The 14,843-nt window shown below is 58.6% G+C and carries 15 protein-coding genes; 4 read left to right on the top strand and 11 right to left on the bottom strand.

Annotated features, from left to right (window positions below):
* Positions 1-71: 71 nt before the first annotated feature.
* Positions 72-2,570: a copper-exporting P-type ATPase CopA gene (copA, locus tag B3B59_RS19460; protein ID WP_046884421.1), complete on the bottom strand. Its 2,499-nt coding sequence runs from the start codon at positions 2,568-2,570 to the stop codon at positions 72-74.
* Between the two features lie 107 nt (positions 2,571-2,677).
* Between copA and cueR the strand changes: the two genes are divergently transcribed.
* Positions 2,678-3,088, top strand: coding sequence for a Cu(I)-responsive transcriptional regulator (cueR, locus tag B3B59_RS19455; RefSeq protein ID WP_046884420.1), 411 nt, complete (start codon positions 2,678-2,680; stop codon positions 3,086-3,088).
* Here the strand turns inward: cueR and B3B59_RS19450 are convergent.
* From B3B59_RS19450 to tesA, 5 genes are all read right to left on the bottom strand, one after another.
* Positions 3,085-3,537: an NfeD family protein gene (locus B3B59_RS19450; protein WP_046884419.1), complete on the bottom strand. Its 453-nt coding sequence runs from the start codon at positions 3,535-3,537 to the stop codon at positions 3,085-3,087. The two genes, cueR and B3B59_RS19450, sit on opposite strands and share 4 nt — an antisense overlap.
* On the bottom strand, positions 3,534-4,448 hold the full coding sequence (locus B3B59_RS19445) for an SPFH domain-containing protein (RefSeq protein WP_040076850.1): 915 nt from the start codon (positions 4,446-4,448) through the stop codon (positions 3,534-3,536). Before B3B59_RS19445 ends, B3B59_RS19450 begins: the two co-directional genes overlap by 4 nt.
* Before the next feature lie 168 nt (positions 4,449-4,616).
* Complete coding sequence (locus tag B3B59_RS19440) at positions 4,617-5,471, bottom strand: co-chaperone YbbN (RefSeq protein WP_046884418.1); 855 nt, start codon at positions 5,469-5,471, stop codon at positions 4,617-4,619.
* Between the two features lie 57 nt (positions 5,472-5,528).
* Positions 5,529-6,338 carry an SDR family oxidoreductase gene (locus tag B3B59_RS19435; RefSeq protein ID WP_286809779.1) on the bottom strand — a complete coding sequence of 270 codons (810 nt, stop codon included), beginning with the start codon at positions 6,336-6,338 and terminating at the stop codon, positions 5,529-5,531.
* Positions 6,328-6,951 carry a multifunctional acyl-CoA thioesterase I/protease I/lysophospholipase L1 gene (gene tesA, locus B3B59_RS19430; RefSeq protein ID WP_040078576.1) on the bottom strand — a complete coding sequence of 208 codons (624 nt, stop codon included), beginning with the start codon at positions 6,949-6,951 and terminating at the stop codon, positions 6,328-6,330. Before tesA ends, B3B59_RS19435 begins: the two co-directional genes overlap by 11 nt.
* Here tesA and ybbA point away from each other — a divergent pair.
* The 3 genes from ybbA to B3B59_RS19415 all read left to right on the top strand — a co-directional run bounded on the left by ybbA (position 6,922) and on the right by B3B59_RS19415 (position 11,347).
* Positions 6,922-7,608: a putative ABC transporter ATP-binding protein YbbA gene (gene ybbA / locus B3B59_RS19425; protein ID WP_046884516.1), complete on the top strand. Its 687-nt coding sequence runs from the start codon at positions 6,922-6,924 to the stop codon at positions 7,606-7,608. The two genes, tesA and ybbA, sit on opposite strands and share 30 nt — an antisense overlap.
* Positions 7,605-10,019 carry a putative ABC transporter permease subunit YbbP gene (gene ybbP, locus B3B59_RS19420; RefSeq protein WP_286809778.1) on the top strand — a complete coding sequence of 805 codons (2,415 nt, stop codon included), beginning with the start codon at positions 7,605-7,607 and terminating at the stop codon, positions 10,017-10,019. Before ybbA ends, ybbP begins: the two co-directional genes overlap by 4 nt.
* A 182-nt stretch (positions 10,020-10,201) precedes the next feature.
* Positions 10,202-11,347, top strand: a complete 1,146-nt coding sequence (locus tag B3B59_RS19415; RefSeq protein ID WP_286809777.1) for a porin — start codon at positions 10,202-10,204, stop codon at positions 11,345-11,347.
* 119 nt (positions 11,348-11,466) lie between these two features.
* Here B3B59_RS19415 and mnmH read toward each other — a convergent pair whose 3' ends face one another.
* The 5 genes from mnmH to B3B59_RS19390 all read right to left on the bottom strand — a co-directional run bounded on the left by mnmH (position 11,467) and on the right by B3B59_RS19390 (position 14,832).
* Entirely contained in the window at positions 11,467-12,537 is a 1,071-nt protein-coding gene (gene mnmH, locus B3B59_RS19410) for a tRNA 2-selenouridine(34) synthase MnmH (RefSeq protein WP_286809776.1), read from the bottom strand.
* Between the two features lie 79 nt (positions 12,538-12,616).
* A complete protein-coding gene (gene purK / locus B3B59_RS19405; protein WP_212476997.1) occupies positions 12,617-13,684 on the bottom strand; it encodes a 5-(carboxyamino)imidazole ribonucleotide synthase in 1,068 nt (355 codons plus the stop codon).
* Positions 13,681-14,190: a 5-(carboxyamino)imidazole ribonucleotide mutase gene (gene purE / locus B3B59_RS19400; RefSeq protein ID WP_046884412.1), complete on the bottom strand. Its 510-nt coding sequence runs from the start codon at positions 14,188-14,190 to the stop codon at positions 13,681-13,683. The genes purK and purE overlap by 4 nt, the downstream gene beginning before the upstream one ends.
* A 173-nt stretch (positions 14,191-14,363) precedes the next feature.
* On the bottom strand, positions 14,364-14,552 hold the full coding sequence (locus B3B59_RS19395) for a hypothetical protein (protein WP_046884411.1): 189 nt from the start codon (positions 14,550-14,552) through the stop codon (positions 14,364-14,366).
* A gap of 70 nt (positions 14,553-14,622) precedes the next feature.
* Positions 14,623-14,832: a YdgH/BhsA/McbA-like domain containing protein gene (locus tag B3B59_RS19390; RefSeq protein WP_046884410.1), complete on the bottom strand. Its 210-nt coding sequence runs from the start codon at positions 14,830-14,832 to the stop codon at positions 14,623-14,625.
* Positions 14,833-14,843: the final 11 nt, after the last annotated feature.

Genomic DNA, 14,843 nt, shown 5'->3' with positions numbered 1-14,843 from the left:
GTTCATGCTAGCGCGCAGCAGGGAAAGGTGCAAACTTTCGCCCCTCCCGGCAGGCGGGAAGGGCTGTTACGTCAGGCTTTAGGTTTGAAACGCAGCAGACGGTTCGCGTTACTCACCACGGTAATGGAAGAGAGCGCCATTGCCGCTCCGGCCACGACCGGATTAAGCAGGGTCCCGGTTAGCGGCCATAAAATCCCCGCCGCAACTGGAATGCCCAGCGCGTTATAGACGAAGGCCCCCATCAGGTTTTGCTTCATGTTGCGCAACGTCGCCTTTGCAATGGCCAGCGCGTCCGCTACGCCCGTCAGGCTATGACGCATCAGGGTGATAGCGGCGGTTTCAATTGCTACATCGCTACCGCTGCCCATGGCAATCCCCACCTCTGCCTGGGCCAGCGCCGGGGCATCGTTAATGCCATCGCCCACCATGGCCACCTGGCGCCCCTGGCGCTGCAGATTTTTAATGGCGTCGGCTTTGCCATCCGGCAGCACCCCGGCAATAACTTCATCAATACCCGCCTCTTTTGCAATGGCTGCCGCGGTGGTGGGATTGTCGCCGGTCAGCATCACCAGCCGATACCCGGCGCGGTGGAGTCTTTGCAGTGCCTCGACGCTGTCCTGGCGCAGCGGATCACGAATGGCGAACAGCGCGGCCACTTTACCCTCCACGGCCAGCAGCACCGGCGTAGCCCCTTGTGATGCCTGCGCGTTCAGCTCATCGGCCATCGCGGCGGTATCAATGCCGTTCTCATTCAACAGCGCTTCGTTCCCCAGCAGCAGGGGACGCTGGTCTGCTTCGCCGCTGACGCCCAGGCCGCGCAGGGTGCGGAAATTTACCACCTGCGGCAAGTTCGCCTCTCCGGCTTTTTCGATGATGGCGCGGGCCAGCGGATGGCTTGAGCCCTGCTCCAGCGCAGCGGCGAGGCGCAGCGCATCATCGGCCTCAATGCCTATCGTCTTGACGGCAACCACCTGCGGTTTGCCTTCTGTCAGGGTGCCGGTTTTATCAAAGACCAGCGTATCCAAAGTACTGGCGCGTTGCAGGGCATCGGCATCGCGCACCAGCACACCAAATTCCGCGGCACGGCCTACGCCTGAGATAATCGACATGGGCGTTGCCAGCCCCAGGGCGCACGGACAGGCAATAATCAGCACCGTGGTGGCGATCACCAGGGTGTAAACAATCTGCGGTGCCGGGCCAAAGAGATACCAGATCCCAGCGCTGAACAGCGCAATCAGGACGACCACGGGGACAAAAATGGCGGAGATGCGATCGGCCAGCTGACCGATTTCAGGCTTGCTGCTTTGTGCCTGGCGCACCATACGGATAATTCGCGACAGTGTGGTATGGCTTCCCACCGCGCTGGCACGGAACAGCACGCTGCCGTCCTGTACCAGGGTGCCGGCGTGCACGTTTTCACCGCCGCTCTTTTGCTGCGGGACAGGCTCACCGGTCAGCATCGCTTCATCGAACCAGGCTTCACCTTCGGTGATCTCCCCATCGACCGGAACGCGGTCGCCGGTGGTCAGACGCAGAATCATGCCAGGCTGGACATCCGCCAGTGAGAGGCTCTTTTCACCCTCTTCCGTGATGACACGCGCGGTAGGGGGCGTCAGATCCAGTAACCGCTCCAGCGCTTTCGAGGAGCGCTGACGTGCGCGCGCCTCCAGCATATGGCCAAGATTGATCAAACCAATGATCATCGCGCTGGCTTCGTAATAAAGATGGCGGGCTTCCATCGGGAACCACTGAGGCCAGAGGTTGACGCTCATGGAGTAGAGCCATGCCGCGCCCGTACCCAGCGCCACCAGCGTATCCATGGTAGCGGTGCGGTTCTTCAGGCTCTTCCAGGCGCTGGTATAGAAGTGGCCCCCGGCAAAGACCATCACCCCCAGGGTAAGCAGGCCAATGGCCAGCCACAGACTGCGGTTTTCGGCGGTGACCATCATGTTGTCGCCGAGCATCCCCCAGCCCATGACCGGGATCCCCACCAGCAGCGCGACTATCGCCTGCCAGCGGAAGCGTTTCATGGTGGCAACGGCGGTCTCTTGCTGGCGGGCGCGGCGTTCGGCATCGTCTTCAATCGCCTCCGCGCCGTAGCCTGCTTTTTCGACAGCCTGCACTAAATCAGCGGCGGAGGCGTTGCCCATCACAAGGGCAGTGCGCTCCGCCAGGTTGACCCGTGCCTGTACTACCCCCGGCACCGTTTGCAGTGCACTCTGTACCCGGGATACGCAGCTGGCGCAGCTCATGCCGTTGATCAACAGCTGCTGGCTGTCGTCAATGTCATCGGCTGCCGGAAGCTCAGAAGGGGCCGCTGTCAGTGCTTCCGACGGGATTGATGACGCTGTCAGCGGATCAGCCTTTGGGTGGCTTAACTCCGCCCCGTAGCCGGCTTGTTTGATGGTATCGATCAGGGCTTCCGCGCTGGCGCTGCCGGTGACGGCGGCGTGATCGATAGTCACGTCCGCCGTTTCCACGTCGGCGCGTTGCTCCAGACTCTCTTTAACGCGTTTGACACAGTGGCCGCAGGAGAGGCCGTCCAGTGTCAGGTCGATGGTGTGAGACATAGTAAACTCCTTTATAATGACCCGGTCAGATAATAACCGTCATACTGTTCTCTGCTAACTATTATGAAGGTTAAACCTTCCATCAAGGGGAAGGTCAAGGGGGAAAGGTGAATATCAGTGATGTGGCAAAAAAAACCGGTTTAACCAGCAAAGCGATTCGCTTTTATGAAGAGAAGGGGCTGGTGACGCCGCCGCTGCGCAGTGAAAATGGTTACCGCAGTTATACGCAAAAACATCTCGATGAGCTTACGCTGCTGCGCCAGGCCCGGCAGGTGGGATTTAACCTGGAGGAGTGCGGCAATCTGGTGATGCTGTTTAACGATCCCGAGCGACACAGCGCGGATGTGAAACGCAGAACCCTGGAGAAGGTGGCGGAAATAGAACGCCATATTGTCGAACTGCAGGCGATGCGGTCGCAGTTGCTGGCGCTGGCCGAAGCCTGCCCGGGTGATGACAGCGCCGATTGCCCGATCATCGACAATCTTTCCGGCTGCTGCCATCGTAAGCCGGGTGCTTAACAGGATCTCACACGCAGGGTGATCCCTTCGACCGCCACCACCTCAACCCGGGTTCCTGCCTGGAGATCCTCTTCGGCCAGTACTGGCCAGGAGCTGTCGCCAACCCGCATATGGCCGCGCCCGTTTACCAGGGCGGTCTCGAGGGTGAAGCGTTTACCCACCAGCTGTTGACCACGCTGATTGAGCGCCGCATCGGCCGGTTTTTGTTCCCGCACCTGACGCGACAGCCAGCGCCACCACAGCCAGGCAGCCAGCAGGGTCAGCGCCGCGAACAGGATGCCCTGCCACTCCCAGCCGAACGGCATAAGCCACACCGCTAGTCCGGTGACCACTGCCGCCACGCCGCTCCAGAGTAAATACCCGTTGCCGCCAAGCATCTCGGCCGCCAGAAGCAGGCCGCCGAGGCTGAGCCAAAAAACATGTGGATGGGCGAGGATCAGCGCGATCATGATTTGCGCTCGTTACCGCTCTCTTTAATGAGCTCGGCAATACCGCCAATCGAGCCCATCAGGCTGCTGGCATCCAGAGGCATCATCACCACTTTGCTGTTGTTCGCGGCACCGATGTTCTGCAGCGCCTCAGTGTATTTTTGCGCTACAAAGTAGTTAATCGCCTGAATATCCCCGGCGGCAATCGCCTCAGAGACCATCTGCGTTGCCCGGGCTTCTGCTTCTGCGGAACGTTCGCGCGCTTCAGCCTGTAAGAAGGCAGACTGACGTTCCCCCTCGGCTTTCAGGATTTGCGACTGCTTCTCCCCCTCGGCCTTAAGGATTTCAGCCTGACGCACCCCTTCGGCCTCAAGAATATAGGCGCGCTTGGTTCGCTCGGCTTTCATCTGCGCGTTCATGGAGGAGATCAGTTCTGCCGGCGGGCGTACGTCGCGAATTTCGATACGCGTAACCTTAATGCCCCAGGGGTTCGTGGCTTCATCCACAATATGCAGCAGGCGAGTATTGATGCTGTCGCGCTGGGAGAGCATCTCATCCAGCTCCATCGACCCCAGCACGGTACGAATATTGGTCATGGTTAAATTGATGATCGCCAGCTCAAGGTTGCTGACCTCATAGGCCGCCTTCGGCGCGTCAATCACCTGAATAAAGCAGACGGCATCGATGGTGACGTTGGCGTTATCCCGGGAGATGACCTCCTGAGAGGGGATATCAAGAACCTGTTCCATCATGTTGATCTTACGGCCAATTCTGTCCATAAACGGAACAATAAGACTCAGGCCGGGCTGCAACGTCGTGGTATAACGCCCAAAACGCTCAACGGTCCACTGATAGCCCTGAGGGACGATTTTGACCCCGGCGCCGACAACGACCAGCACCACAAAGATCAAGACGGGTATAACGATAAGCATGAAGAAACCTCCTGTTTTGCCTTCCATGTTTCGAGAACAACTGTTCGTTTGTTGCTCATGAGTATATCGGCTATCACAGGAGAATTCGCCCTGAAAGCGAGGGCAACGCAAGATTCAGATATAAAAAAGCCCCGCTAACGGCGCGGGGCGACAGGAAGGAGATGCGGATCAGTACAGCAGCGCATACAACTGACGACGATATTTCGACGCCAGCGCATCACCGGTACCCAGCGCAGCCAGGATCTCCTGGAACATCTTGCGCGCCTGGCCGTCAGCGGCAGCCAGATCCGTTTTCAGGTGACCAAACAGCAGCTCCAGCGCCTCTTCATTGCGGCCAACCTGATGCAGTTGCAGCGCCAGCTGGCTGGCCAGTGCGGCATCGTTAGGGTTATCGGCGACTTGCTGTTGCAGCTGCTGAATTTCTGGGGTGTCTGCCGCCTGCTTCAGCAGGTCAATCTGGGCGACCAGCCCCTGATAGCGGGTATCTTGATCCTGCATCGGCACGGTTTTCAGCACCGCTTCGGCATCGTCCGGGCGGTTCAGCACCAGCTGGGTTTCAGCCAGCAGCAGGCCAATCTGGCTATCCTGGTTCGACAACTGCCACGCCTCTTTTAGCAGCGGCAGCGCCTCGTCGTGCTTCCCTTCCTGAATCAGCGCCAGCGCCTCTTGCGCTTTTAACTCATCTTCGCGAGGCAGTACTTTTTCCAGCAGGGCGCGGATGGCCTCTTCCGGCTGTGGGCCCTGGAAACCATCGACGGGCTGGCCATTCTGGAACAGGTACACCGTAGGAATGGCGCGCAGGCCAAACTGGGAGGCGACCATCTGTTCGGCGTCGCAATCCACCTTCGCCAGAATAAACTGGCCGTTATACTGGGCGGCCAGTTTTTCGAGCACCGGGGTGAGTTCCAGGCAGTGCTGGCTACGCTCAGACCAGAAGTAGAACAGCACGGGCTTCGCCATCGACTGTTCAAGGGTCTGATGCAGGTTCGCTTCGGTAATGTTAACGATATTCTGAACTGACATGCGGCCTTCTCTTTTATGCGTTTTTATTTACATGGGGGCGGGGCGGTTAGCTTCAACTCAGCCCTGTAAAAATTTGTCCATTATCCGGCCAGGCAACAGCCGTTTCAGCAGGATAACGGCATGGGTCACCAGCGTGACCGGATAGCGCATCTTTGGACGATTGCTCTCAAAAGCATGGCGCACTTTGGCGACAACCGCCTCCGGACCGAGGGTAAAACGTGCGGCGATACCGGGATTTTCCACCGGGTTATCCGATTGGGTCTGATTCACATTTTCGGTAAAGCGGGTGCGGATTGGGCCTGGCTCAATCAGGCTCACTTTGATACCGCTGTGACGCAGCTCCATGCGCAGCGCATCAGACCAGGCTTCAAGGGCGTATTTACTGGCAGCATAGGCGCCACGGCCCGGCGTTGAAATAAGTCCCATGACCGACGAGGTCATCACAATGCGTCCCTCTCCGTGAGGGAGCATGGCGGGCAGCAATTTCATGGTTAACTGATGCGCGCCGAAAAAGTTGGCAGAAAACTGCTGCTCGAGTTGCTCGCGAGAGATGGTCTGCAGCGCGCCATAGAGGCCAAATCCGGCATTATTGAACAAGCCGTATAGCTTGCCGTTGGTCAGGGCAATCACCTCTTCGACCGCGTGGTCGATACTTTCCGGGCTGTCCAGATCCAGCAGCACGCCGGTAAGCCCTTTGCCGTTCATCCGTTCGACATCTTCCGGTTTTCGACAGGCGGCTAACACCCAAAACCCCTGGCGCTTCAACTCAAGGGCGCTTTCAAGACCAATTCCGCTGGAACATCCTGTAATTAAGACCGATTTTTGCATAACTTTACCTGTCAGGATCTCCGCTGAATTACGAGTCATGTTTAACTAAAGGAGCCAGCCGTGTTGCCATCCAGTCGGCAATAAACGGCTGAGCATCGCGATTAGGATGGATACCATCGTCCTGCATCCATTGTGGTTTCAGATAAACCTCTTCCATGAAAAAGGGCAGGAGAGGAATATCAAACTCTTTGGCAAGACGAGGATAGATCGCGCTGAAGGACTCATTATAGCGACGTCCATAGTTTGCGGGCAGGCGAATTTGCATTAACAGCGGCTGCGCGTTGGCGGCGCGGATATCCTGCAAAATTTTACGCAGCGTCTGCTCGGTTTGCTGCGGCTGAAAACCGCGCAGGCCATCGTTGCCGCCCAGTTCCACCAGTACCCAGCGCGGCTGATGTTGTTTCAGCAGAGCGGGCAGTCGGGCAAGCCCCTGCTGCGAGGTATCGCCGCTGATACTGCCGTTGATCACCGAAGTTTGCGTCTGCCATTTATCATTAAGGAGCGCGGGCCAGGCGGCATTCGCCGCCATCCGGTAGCCCGCGCTCAGGCTGTCGCCCAAAATTAATAACGTGTCCGCCGCCGCGGCGCGGAATGTCATCAGAATCAGAAACAGGAAGGGCAAATGCCAGCGGAAAACATTGTTGAAGTTCATCATCTTAAGAAGTCCGTGGGTCAGGGTGAGCACGAGCTTTCCATCCTTACCGGAGTTGAACTCATTGTCAAACGCGCGCAGAGCATCGCGCTGATTGGCGAATCCGGTTCCGGTAAATCCACGCTGCTGGCGATCCTCGCCGGGCTGGATGATGGCAGCAGCGGTGAGGTGAAGCTGGTGGGGCAGCCGCTGCACAGCATGGATGAAGAGGCGCGTGCAGCGCTGCGGGCAAAACATATTGGCTTTGTCTTTCAGTCATTTATGTTGATCCCGACGCTTAATGCACTGGAAAACGTCGAACTGCCAGGGTTGCTGCGCGGCGAGAACAGCAGCCAGAGCCGGCGTAGCGCCAAAGCCTTACTGGAACAGCTGGGCTTGGGCAAGCGCCTTGATCACCTCCCGGCGCAGCTCTCCGGCGGCGAGCAGCAGCGCGTGGCGCTGGCCCGCGCCTTTAACGGTCGCCCGGAGGTGCTCTTTGCCGATGAACCCACCGGCAACCTCGATCGCCAGACCGGTGATAAAATTGCCGATCTGCTCTTCTCCCTGAACCGTGAGCACGGTACCACGCTGATTCTGGTGACCCATGATCCTCAACTGGCGGCCCGCTGCGATCGCCGTCTGCGTCTGGTGAATGGCGTACTGCAGGAGGAAGCATGATTGCCCGCTGGTTCTGGCGCGAATGGCGCTCCCCCTCGCTGCTGATAGTCTGGATGGCGCTAAGCTTAGCTGTGGCCTGCGTACTGGCGCTGGGGAGCGTCAGCGATCGCATGGAGAAAGGCCTGAGCCAGCAAAGCCGCGAATTTATGGCGGGGGATCGGGCGTTGCGCAGCTCGCGCGAGGTACCGCAGGCCTGGCTTGATGAAGCCCGCCGGCAGGGGTTGAAAGTGAGCGAACAGCTCAGCTTCCAGACCATGACCTTTGCCGCCGATACCCCGCAGCTTGCCAGCGTCAAAGCCGTTGACGATCGCTACCCGATGTACGGTGAGCTACAGACGCAGCCACCGGAGATGAAGCCTGCCGCCGGGACGGTGCTGCTGGCACCGCGTTTGATGGCGCTGCTAAACCTGAAAGCGGGCGATAGCATCGATGTGGGTGATGCCACTCTCCGGATTGCAGGTGAAGTGGTGCAGGAGCCCGACTCCGGGTTTAACCCCTTTCAGATGGCCCCGCGCCTGTTGATGAACACGGCCGACGTGGAAAAAACCGGCGCCGTGCAGCCCGGCAGCCGCGTCACCTGGCGCTATAAATTTGCCGGTACCCCGGCTCAACTCGAGTCCTATGAGAAATGGCTCCTGCCACAGCTCAAGCCCGAACATCGCTGGTATGGGCTAGAGCAGGATGAGGGGGCGCTGGGCAAATCGCTGGAGCGCTCTCAACAATTCCTGCTGCTCTCGGCGCTCTTAACCCTGCTGCTGGCGGTGGCGGCGGTGGCGGTAGCGATGAGCCACTACTGCCGCAGTCGCTACGATCTGGTGGCAATCCTCAAAACCCTCGGCGCGGGTCGGGCGCAACTGCGTAAACTGATTGTCGGTCAGTGGCTGATGGTATTGGCTTTGTCAGCCCTCACCGGCGGGGTAATGGGGCTGCTGTTCGAAAAAGTGCTGATGGTGCTGCTCAAACCGGTGCTACCTGCAGCGCTGCCGCCAGCCAGCCTCTGGCCATGGCTTTGGGCGATGGGAGCGATGGGGGTGATCTCGCTGCTGGTGGGGCTGCGTCCCTACCGGCTGTTGTTGGCCACCCAGCCGCTGCGGGTACTGCGCCGTGATGCGGTGGCGCGCGTCTGGCCGTTGAAAATCTATCTGCCAGTGATGACGGCAGTGGTCGTGGCGCTGCTCGCCTGGCTGATGGGCGGGAGTATGCTGCTGTGGGCGGTACTGGCGGGGGCAGTTGTGCTGGCCTTGCTCTGTGGTCTGCTGGGCTGGATGCTGCTGAGCGTGCTGAAAGGGTTAACCGTTAAATCTCTGCCGGTGCGTCTGGCCATCAATCGCCTGCTGCGTCAGCCCTGGTCAACGCTCAGTCAGCTTTCTGCGTTTTCGCTCTCGTTTATGCTGCTGGCGCTGCTGTTGGTGCTGCGCGGCGATCTGCTGGATCGCTGGCAACAGCAACTTCCACCTGAGAGTCCGAACTATTTCCTGATCAACATTGCGCCGGAACAGATCACGCCCCTGAAGGCGTTTATCTCAGAGCACCAGATTGTCCCGGACTCCTTCTACCCCATTGTGCGGGCGCGTCTGACGCAAATTGACGGCAAGGCGACCGAAGGTAATCAGGACGAAGCGCTCAACCGCGAACTGAACCTCACCTGGCAGGAGAAACGACCGGATCACAACCCGATCACGGCGGGAAGCTGGCCGCCAGGGGCCGGTGAAGTGTCGATGGAAGAGGGGCTGGCGAAACGTCTGAACGTCAAGCTGGGGGATACGGTGACCTTTACCGGCGATACGCAGGACTTCAGTGCGAAAGTGACCAGCCTGCGTAAAGTGGACTGGGAGAGCCTGCGGCCTAACTTCTTCTTTATCTTCCCGCCCGGAGCGCTGGACGGACAGCCGCAAAGCTGGCTGACCAGCTTCCGCTGGGAAAACGGCAATGGCATGCTCACGCAGCTCAACCGGGAATTCCCCACTATCAGTCTGCTGGATATCGGCGCGATCCTGAAACAGGTCGGGCAGGTGCTGGAGCAGGTAAGCCGCGCGCTGGAAGTGATGGTGGTGCTGGTCACTATCTGCGGGCTGTTGCTGCTGCTGGCTCAGGTGCAGGTGGGCATGCGCCAGCGTCATCAGGAACTGGTGGTCTACCGCACTTTGGGTGCCGGCAAATCACTGCTGCGCACCACGCTGTGGTGTGAGTTTGCGCTGCTGGGGATGGTCTCCGGGCTGGTGGCCGCTATTGGTGCCGAAACGGCGCTGGCACTATTGCAGACCCGGGTCTTTGACTTCCCGTGGGAGCCGGACTGGCGCCTGTGGATCACGCTGCCTGTCTGCGGTGCGGTTCTCCTCTCGCTTTGCGGCGGCTGGCTGGGAGCGCGCTTGCTGAAAGGTAAAGCGTTATTCCGTCAGTTTGTCGGTTAATTACCCTTCGTGAACATCACGTACCGGTTGATATGCCGGTACGTGCCTCTTTAGTAGCACACAAAGATAACTCCTTGATAGTTAGCAGCACAAAACATTAAAAACCGGACAACACGGCGCGATAAATCCCGGTTAATATTCGCCTGCTAAATAAATAGCAGAGTGTCTATCAAGGAATAATAATGTCTAAAAATAAAACAGCGCTGGCAGTGGCCATCGGCGCGGCAGTGGCATTGACGTCTTTCGCATCCCAGGCAGAGATTACCGTTCTGAAGCAAGATCCGCAGGCGGGTAATCCGCTGAGCCGTTTAAACTTCACCGTAGGCGGCAGTATCCGTCCGCAATTCCAGAACATGACCGGCGATGACGGTAAAAACGGCTACAAGCGTAACGGCTTTGATGGCGGTACCCGTTTCCGTTTCGCGGCAGATTACTACCTGTTTGATGACATCAGTTGGGTGAGCTACTACGAGCTGGGCGTGAATATTCCGGCTCAGTTTAACTGGGATAACCACTATGCTGACGGTGCGCACGATACTTCGCGTCGTATGCTCTATACCGGTCTGAAGAGCGACACCTGGGGCACCCTGACCTTCGGTCAGCAGAACAGTGTTTACTACGATGTGGTGGGCGCGAAAACCGATATCTGGGATTACGACATGATCGGCCAGGCATCGGGCAACGGTATTAACGGTGATTACGATGGCTCTTACCGTTCACGCAAGATGCTGAAGTATAAGAAAACCATCGGCGATGCCAATATTTATGCCTCTTACCTGTTTGCGGATAGCACCTATCTGGCGAACGACGGCATGCGTTATAAGCGTAAAGGCGGCGGCTCGCTGGGCGTGGATTACAACCTGACCACCGACCTCACCTGGGGTGCGGCATGGAACTACACCCGCGCAGAAATGCGTAACCCGGGCAACGGCGACAGCAAAGCCTACGATCAGAACATCCTGGGTACGGCGCTGAGCTGGACGCCAGATCAGTGGACCTTCTCCCTGGGCGGCGGCTGGTATCAAAACTTCATGACCACCAAGAAAACCGACGTGAACCACTACTTCGCGGGTGATGCCTGGGGTATTGAGTACTTTGCCGGTTATAAATTCCCGATCGGTCAGTATGCGGTGAAATCCATCCAGCCTTACTTCATGGGCGATCGTATCGAGTACATGAATGGTCGCAACTACCAGCGCATCGACAACGGCGTGGGGATTAGCTTCCAGCTGGATTACGGTTTCCGCGTGGATTACGAGCACGTGTTCACCTCCAGCACCGACGACCTGGGCGACATGAACCTGGTACGTCTGCGTTACGACTTCTAAGTTGTGTGCCCCGGTGGCCTGGCCACCGGGGTAGCAGCGAGGCACCGTCGCGGCTGGGGGAGATTGTGTAAGTATTCGGAGGCTGGCAAAACGCGCCGACAACCACGATCCCCGCTAAATCAAGCCGCCAGCCAGGCGGCCACGTCGTGCCAGGTGCCCCGAAAGACCACGTTGTCAGCCTTCTTTTCAAGCTGATAGCGGTACATAGGGTCGTAATAGTCATTGAGCAGCGGCGCAAGCCAGGCGTCGTGGTCCTCCGTGCCGCCGGTGCGCTGCTGCGCAATGAGCGCGCGCTCCAGCAGGGCCGTGAGTTCAGCAAAGCGCTGTAAACCCAGGCGACGGCGGATAGCGTACAGACCCTGGTGCAGATAGTCACTGTACTCCTGCCAGCCGCGCACTTCCCCGTATGCGCCGAGAAATGCCTGCCACATCTGGACAAAATACTCCTCGCGCAGGCGATCCAGACGAACATCAAAGGGATCTTCTACGACTGCAATGGGAGCGTTAGTCATGCGCTCACGCAGGCTTTCAGGAAGATGATTCGAACCAATCATCCGCCCCTCATCCTCCAGCACCCAGCGCGGTGCGGCCTTTTGCAGTAACGCAACGGCAAGCGCGTTTTCAAAGCTCGCCTGTGAAAGCTGCGGCCTGAGTGTACGGCCAAAAGAGGAGCCGCGGTGGCGCGCCAGCCCTTCCAGGTCGATCCCGTCAGGATGCTGTTTCACCAGTAGCGTTTTGCCGCTGCCCGTACAGCCGCCCACCAGCACCAGCGGTTTTTTAACTTGTTCGTCGGTAGCTTGTATCGCGGCCTGACGCAGCGCTTTGTAGCCCCCGGTAATCAGCGGATACTTCACGCCCGTCTCTTTTAGCCATGCCTGCGCAATGTGTGAACGCTGCCCACCGCGAGCGCAGCAGAGGTAGCCCTCAGGATGAGCCAGACAGGCGTCGCGCCAGGCGTGAATACGCGCTTCACGGGTTACGCCACTGACCAGCCGATGGCCCAGCGCCAGTGCGGCGTCGGCGCCCTGACGTTTATAGCAGGTGCCCACCGCGGCGCGCTCATCATCATTCATCAAGGGCAGATTCAGGGCGGCAGGCATACTGCCCTGGGCAAATTCGACCGGGGCGCGTACGTCAAGCAGGGGCGTTCCGGCAGCCAGAATGGCGCGGTAATCCGTTCCATTGTTCATGATCATTCCAGGAGAAGCGAAAGCAATGGGCGGGATTGTACGCCGGGGAGGGGGAAGGTCAACTCCCCGGCGGAAGGGGTTACTGCAGCTTTGCCTGCGCCCAGGCGATACCGCTGGCGTACTCTGCCGGCAGCAGCGGAACCAGGGCTTCAAGCGTGGCGCTCAGGCGGCCCGTATCGGTATCGTTCAGGTTGAGGTGACCCACCTTACGACCCGGACGCACCTCTTTGTCGTACCAGTGCAGATGCACCAGCGGCAGTTTCAGCCAGTCATCGTTGAGATCGGTGCCGATCAGGTTGATCATCACCGACGGGCTATTGACCACCGGCTGCGGCAACGGCAGGCCGGTAATGGCGCGCAGGTGCAACTCAAACTGGCTGATGGAGGCGCCGTTTTGCGTCCAGTGGCCGCTGTTGTGGACGCGGGGCGCCAGCTCGTTGATCAGCAGGCCGCCAGGGGTGACAAAACACTCCATCGCCATCACACCCACGTAGCCCAGCTCCTGCATAATGGCGCTGAGCATGCTCTCTGCCTGCGCTTGCTGTTCGGCATTGGCCAGCGGGAAAGCGACGCTGGTACGCAGGATGCCGTCCTGATGCAGGTTGTGGGTCAGCGGATAAAAGACGGTGCTGCCATCATGAGCCCGGGCGCCCACCAGCGAGACTTCGCCGCTGAAGTTGATACCCTGTTCAACGATGCACTCACCGTAGCAGTCGTCCGGAAGTTCGGCGGTTTCGTGTGCGCGTAAACGCCACTGGCCGCGTCCGTCGTAACCACCGACGCGGCGCTTAACAATCGCCAGTTCGCCAAGGGTTGCAAAGATGGCCGGCCATTCGCCTTTATCAGCCAGCAACTGCCACGGCGCGGTGGCGAGGTGCAGCTTATCGAACAGCTGTTTCTGGGTAAAACGATCGGCAATGATGGGGAAGACATCACGGTTTACAAAGGCGTTATGGCGCGCCAGTTCGCGAGTCAACGCGGTCTCTGGCCAGCGTTCGATTTCGGCAGTAATTACGCTCTGCTGAAAGGGAACCGCTTCGGGTTCCGCATCCAGACCAACCGGCCAGACGGCAATCCCCAGCGGTTCACCGGCCTGGCGCAGCATGCGGCCTAGCTGACCGTTACCCAGGACGCAAACCTGCTTCATGCCGCACCCCGCGGATCCGGGTTTTCCAGCACCTCGTCTGTCTGGGCTTTACGCCAGGCATCCAGACGCTGGTGAAGGTCTTTATCATGGGTCGCCAGGATTTGCGCCGCCAGTAGCGCAGCGTTAGCCGCGCCAGCTTTACCAATCGCCAGGGTGCCGACCGGAATACCGCGCGGCATTTGCACAATAGAGTAGAGGCTATCGACGCCGCTCAGCGCCGCGCTCTGTACCGGTACGCCAAGCACCGGCACCAGCGTTTTGGCGGCAATCATACCCGGCAGGTGTGCTGCACCGCCCGCACCGGCAATAATCACCTGATAGCCGTTCTCTTCTGCACTTTCGGCGAAGCTAAACAGTTTATCGGGGGTGCGGTGTGCGGAGACCACTTCTACGTGGTGAGGAACATTCAGGATGTCAAAGATGTCGGCGGCGAACTGCATGGTAGCCCAGTCGCTTTTGGACCCCATCACGATGGCGACACGCGCCGGATTATTGCGGGAAGACATGCGTCTTAAAACTCCTGTGGTGCGGAACACTCTGCTTTCGAGGGCACAGAGAATAGCACGGAATACAGGCAAGGAAAACGGTTGCGCGGCTAAAACTTCCCCGTTTATTGCGGGGAAGCAGCAACAAAAAGACCGCCTTTTGGCGGTCTTTTTAGTGATAAATTCAGGCTCATTTACAGCAGAGTACCTGCGGTCAGGCTCTCTTCGTCGAAGGCGTGGCTGACATTGATATGATTCTCATGAATCACCGTGTCCATATTAGAGCCCGCCTCCGGCATGGAGAAGCGGTTTTCTGCAGCCATAGCGCCAGATGACAGTGAAGCGGCCAGCAGCAGGGCGCTGACGAGGGTCATTTTTTTCATGTTCTGTTCCTTGCTCATCATATTGTCGCTGTCGCTGGGCATCTCTCTGGCGGCACGGCAATCAGGTTAATTATTTGGTCAGTTCTGCGGTCATGTGCACGCGGTTGTCGAACTGAGCGCTGGTGATTTTATAAGAAGCACCTTCGCGGGCGGCCTGAGCGGCGATTTTGGCTTCTGCACGGTCAATCGTGGAGGCGGTAGTGCTCACGCTCTGCGCAAAAGAACCGAAAGAGATCAGTGAAAGAGCGGCAACTGCAACGAAAGTTTTGATGGATTTCATGGTCGTGATCC

It is taken from the genome of Leclercia sp. UBA2479 (assembly GCF_002341985.1).
Taxonomy (GTDB): domain Bacteria; phylum Pseudomonadota; class Gammaproteobacteria; order Enterobacterales; family Enterobacteriaceae; genus Enterobacter; species Enterobacter pneumoniae.
Note: the sequence above shows the minus strand (reverse complement) of the source record. Positions and strands in the feature narration are given on the sequence as shown.

What these genes read in the sequence shown, in the direction of transcription:
- copA (WP_046884421.1), bottom strand. Translation starts at nt 2,570, where the DNA reads ATGTCTCACACCATCGACCTGACACTGGACGGCCTCTCCTGCGGCCAC.
- B3B59_RS19450 (WP_046884419.1), bottom strand. Translation starts at nt 3,537, where the DNA reads ATGATCGCGCTGATCCTCGCCCATCCACATGTTTTTTGGCTCAGCCTC.
- B3B59_RS19445 (WP_040076850.1), bottom strand. Translation starts at nt 4,448, where the DNA reads ATGCTTATCGTTATACCCGTCTTGATCTTTGTGGTGCTGGTCGTTGTC.
- B3B59_RS19440 (WP_046884418.1), bottom strand. Translation starts at nt 5,471, where the DNA reads ATGTCAGTTCAGAATATCGTTAACATTACCGAAGCGAACCTGCATCAG.
- B3B59_RS19435 (WP_286809779.1), bottom strand. Translation starts at nt 6,338, where the DNA reads ATGACTCGTAATTCAGCGGAGATCCTGACAGGTAAAGTTATGCAAAAA.
- ybbA (WP_046884516.1), top strand. Translation starts at nt 6,922, where the DNA reads ATGCCAGCGGAAAACATTGTTGAAGTTCATCATCTTAAGAAGTCCGTG.
- tesA (WP_040078576.1), bottom strand. Translation starts at nt 6,951, where the DNA reads ATGAACTTCAACAATGTTTTCCGCTGGCATTTGCCCTTCCTGTTTCTG.
- ybbP (WP_286809778.1), top strand. Translation starts at nt 7,605, where the DNA reads ATGATTGCCCGCTGGTTCTGGCGCGAATGGCGCTCCCCCTCGCTGCTG.
- B3B59_RS19415 (WP_286809777.1), top strand. Translation starts at nt 10,202, where the DNA reads ATGTCTAAAAATAAAACAGCGCTGGCAGTGGCCATCGGCGCGGCAGTG.
- mnmH (WP_286809776.1), bottom strand. Translation starts at nt 12,537, where the DNA reads ATGAACAATGGAACGGATTACCGCGCCATTCTGGCTGCCGGAACGCCC.
- purK (WP_212476997.1), bottom strand. Translation starts at nt 13,684, where the DNA reads ATGAAGCAGGTTTGCGTCCTGGGTAACGGTCAGCTAGGCCGCATGCTG.
- purE (WP_046884412.1), bottom strand. Translation starts at nt 14,190, where the DNA reads ATGTCTTCCCGCAATAATCCGGCGCGTGTCGCCATCGTGATGGGGTCC.
- B3B59_RS19395 (WP_046884411.1), bottom strand. Translation starts at nt 14,552, where the DNA reads ATGAAAAAAATGACCCTCGTCAGCGCCCTGCTGCTGGCCGCTTCACTG.
- B3B59_RS19390 (WP_046884410.1), bottom strand. Translation starts at nt 14,832, where the DNA reads ATGAAATCCATCAAAACTTTCGTTGCAGTTGCCGCTCTTTCACTGATC.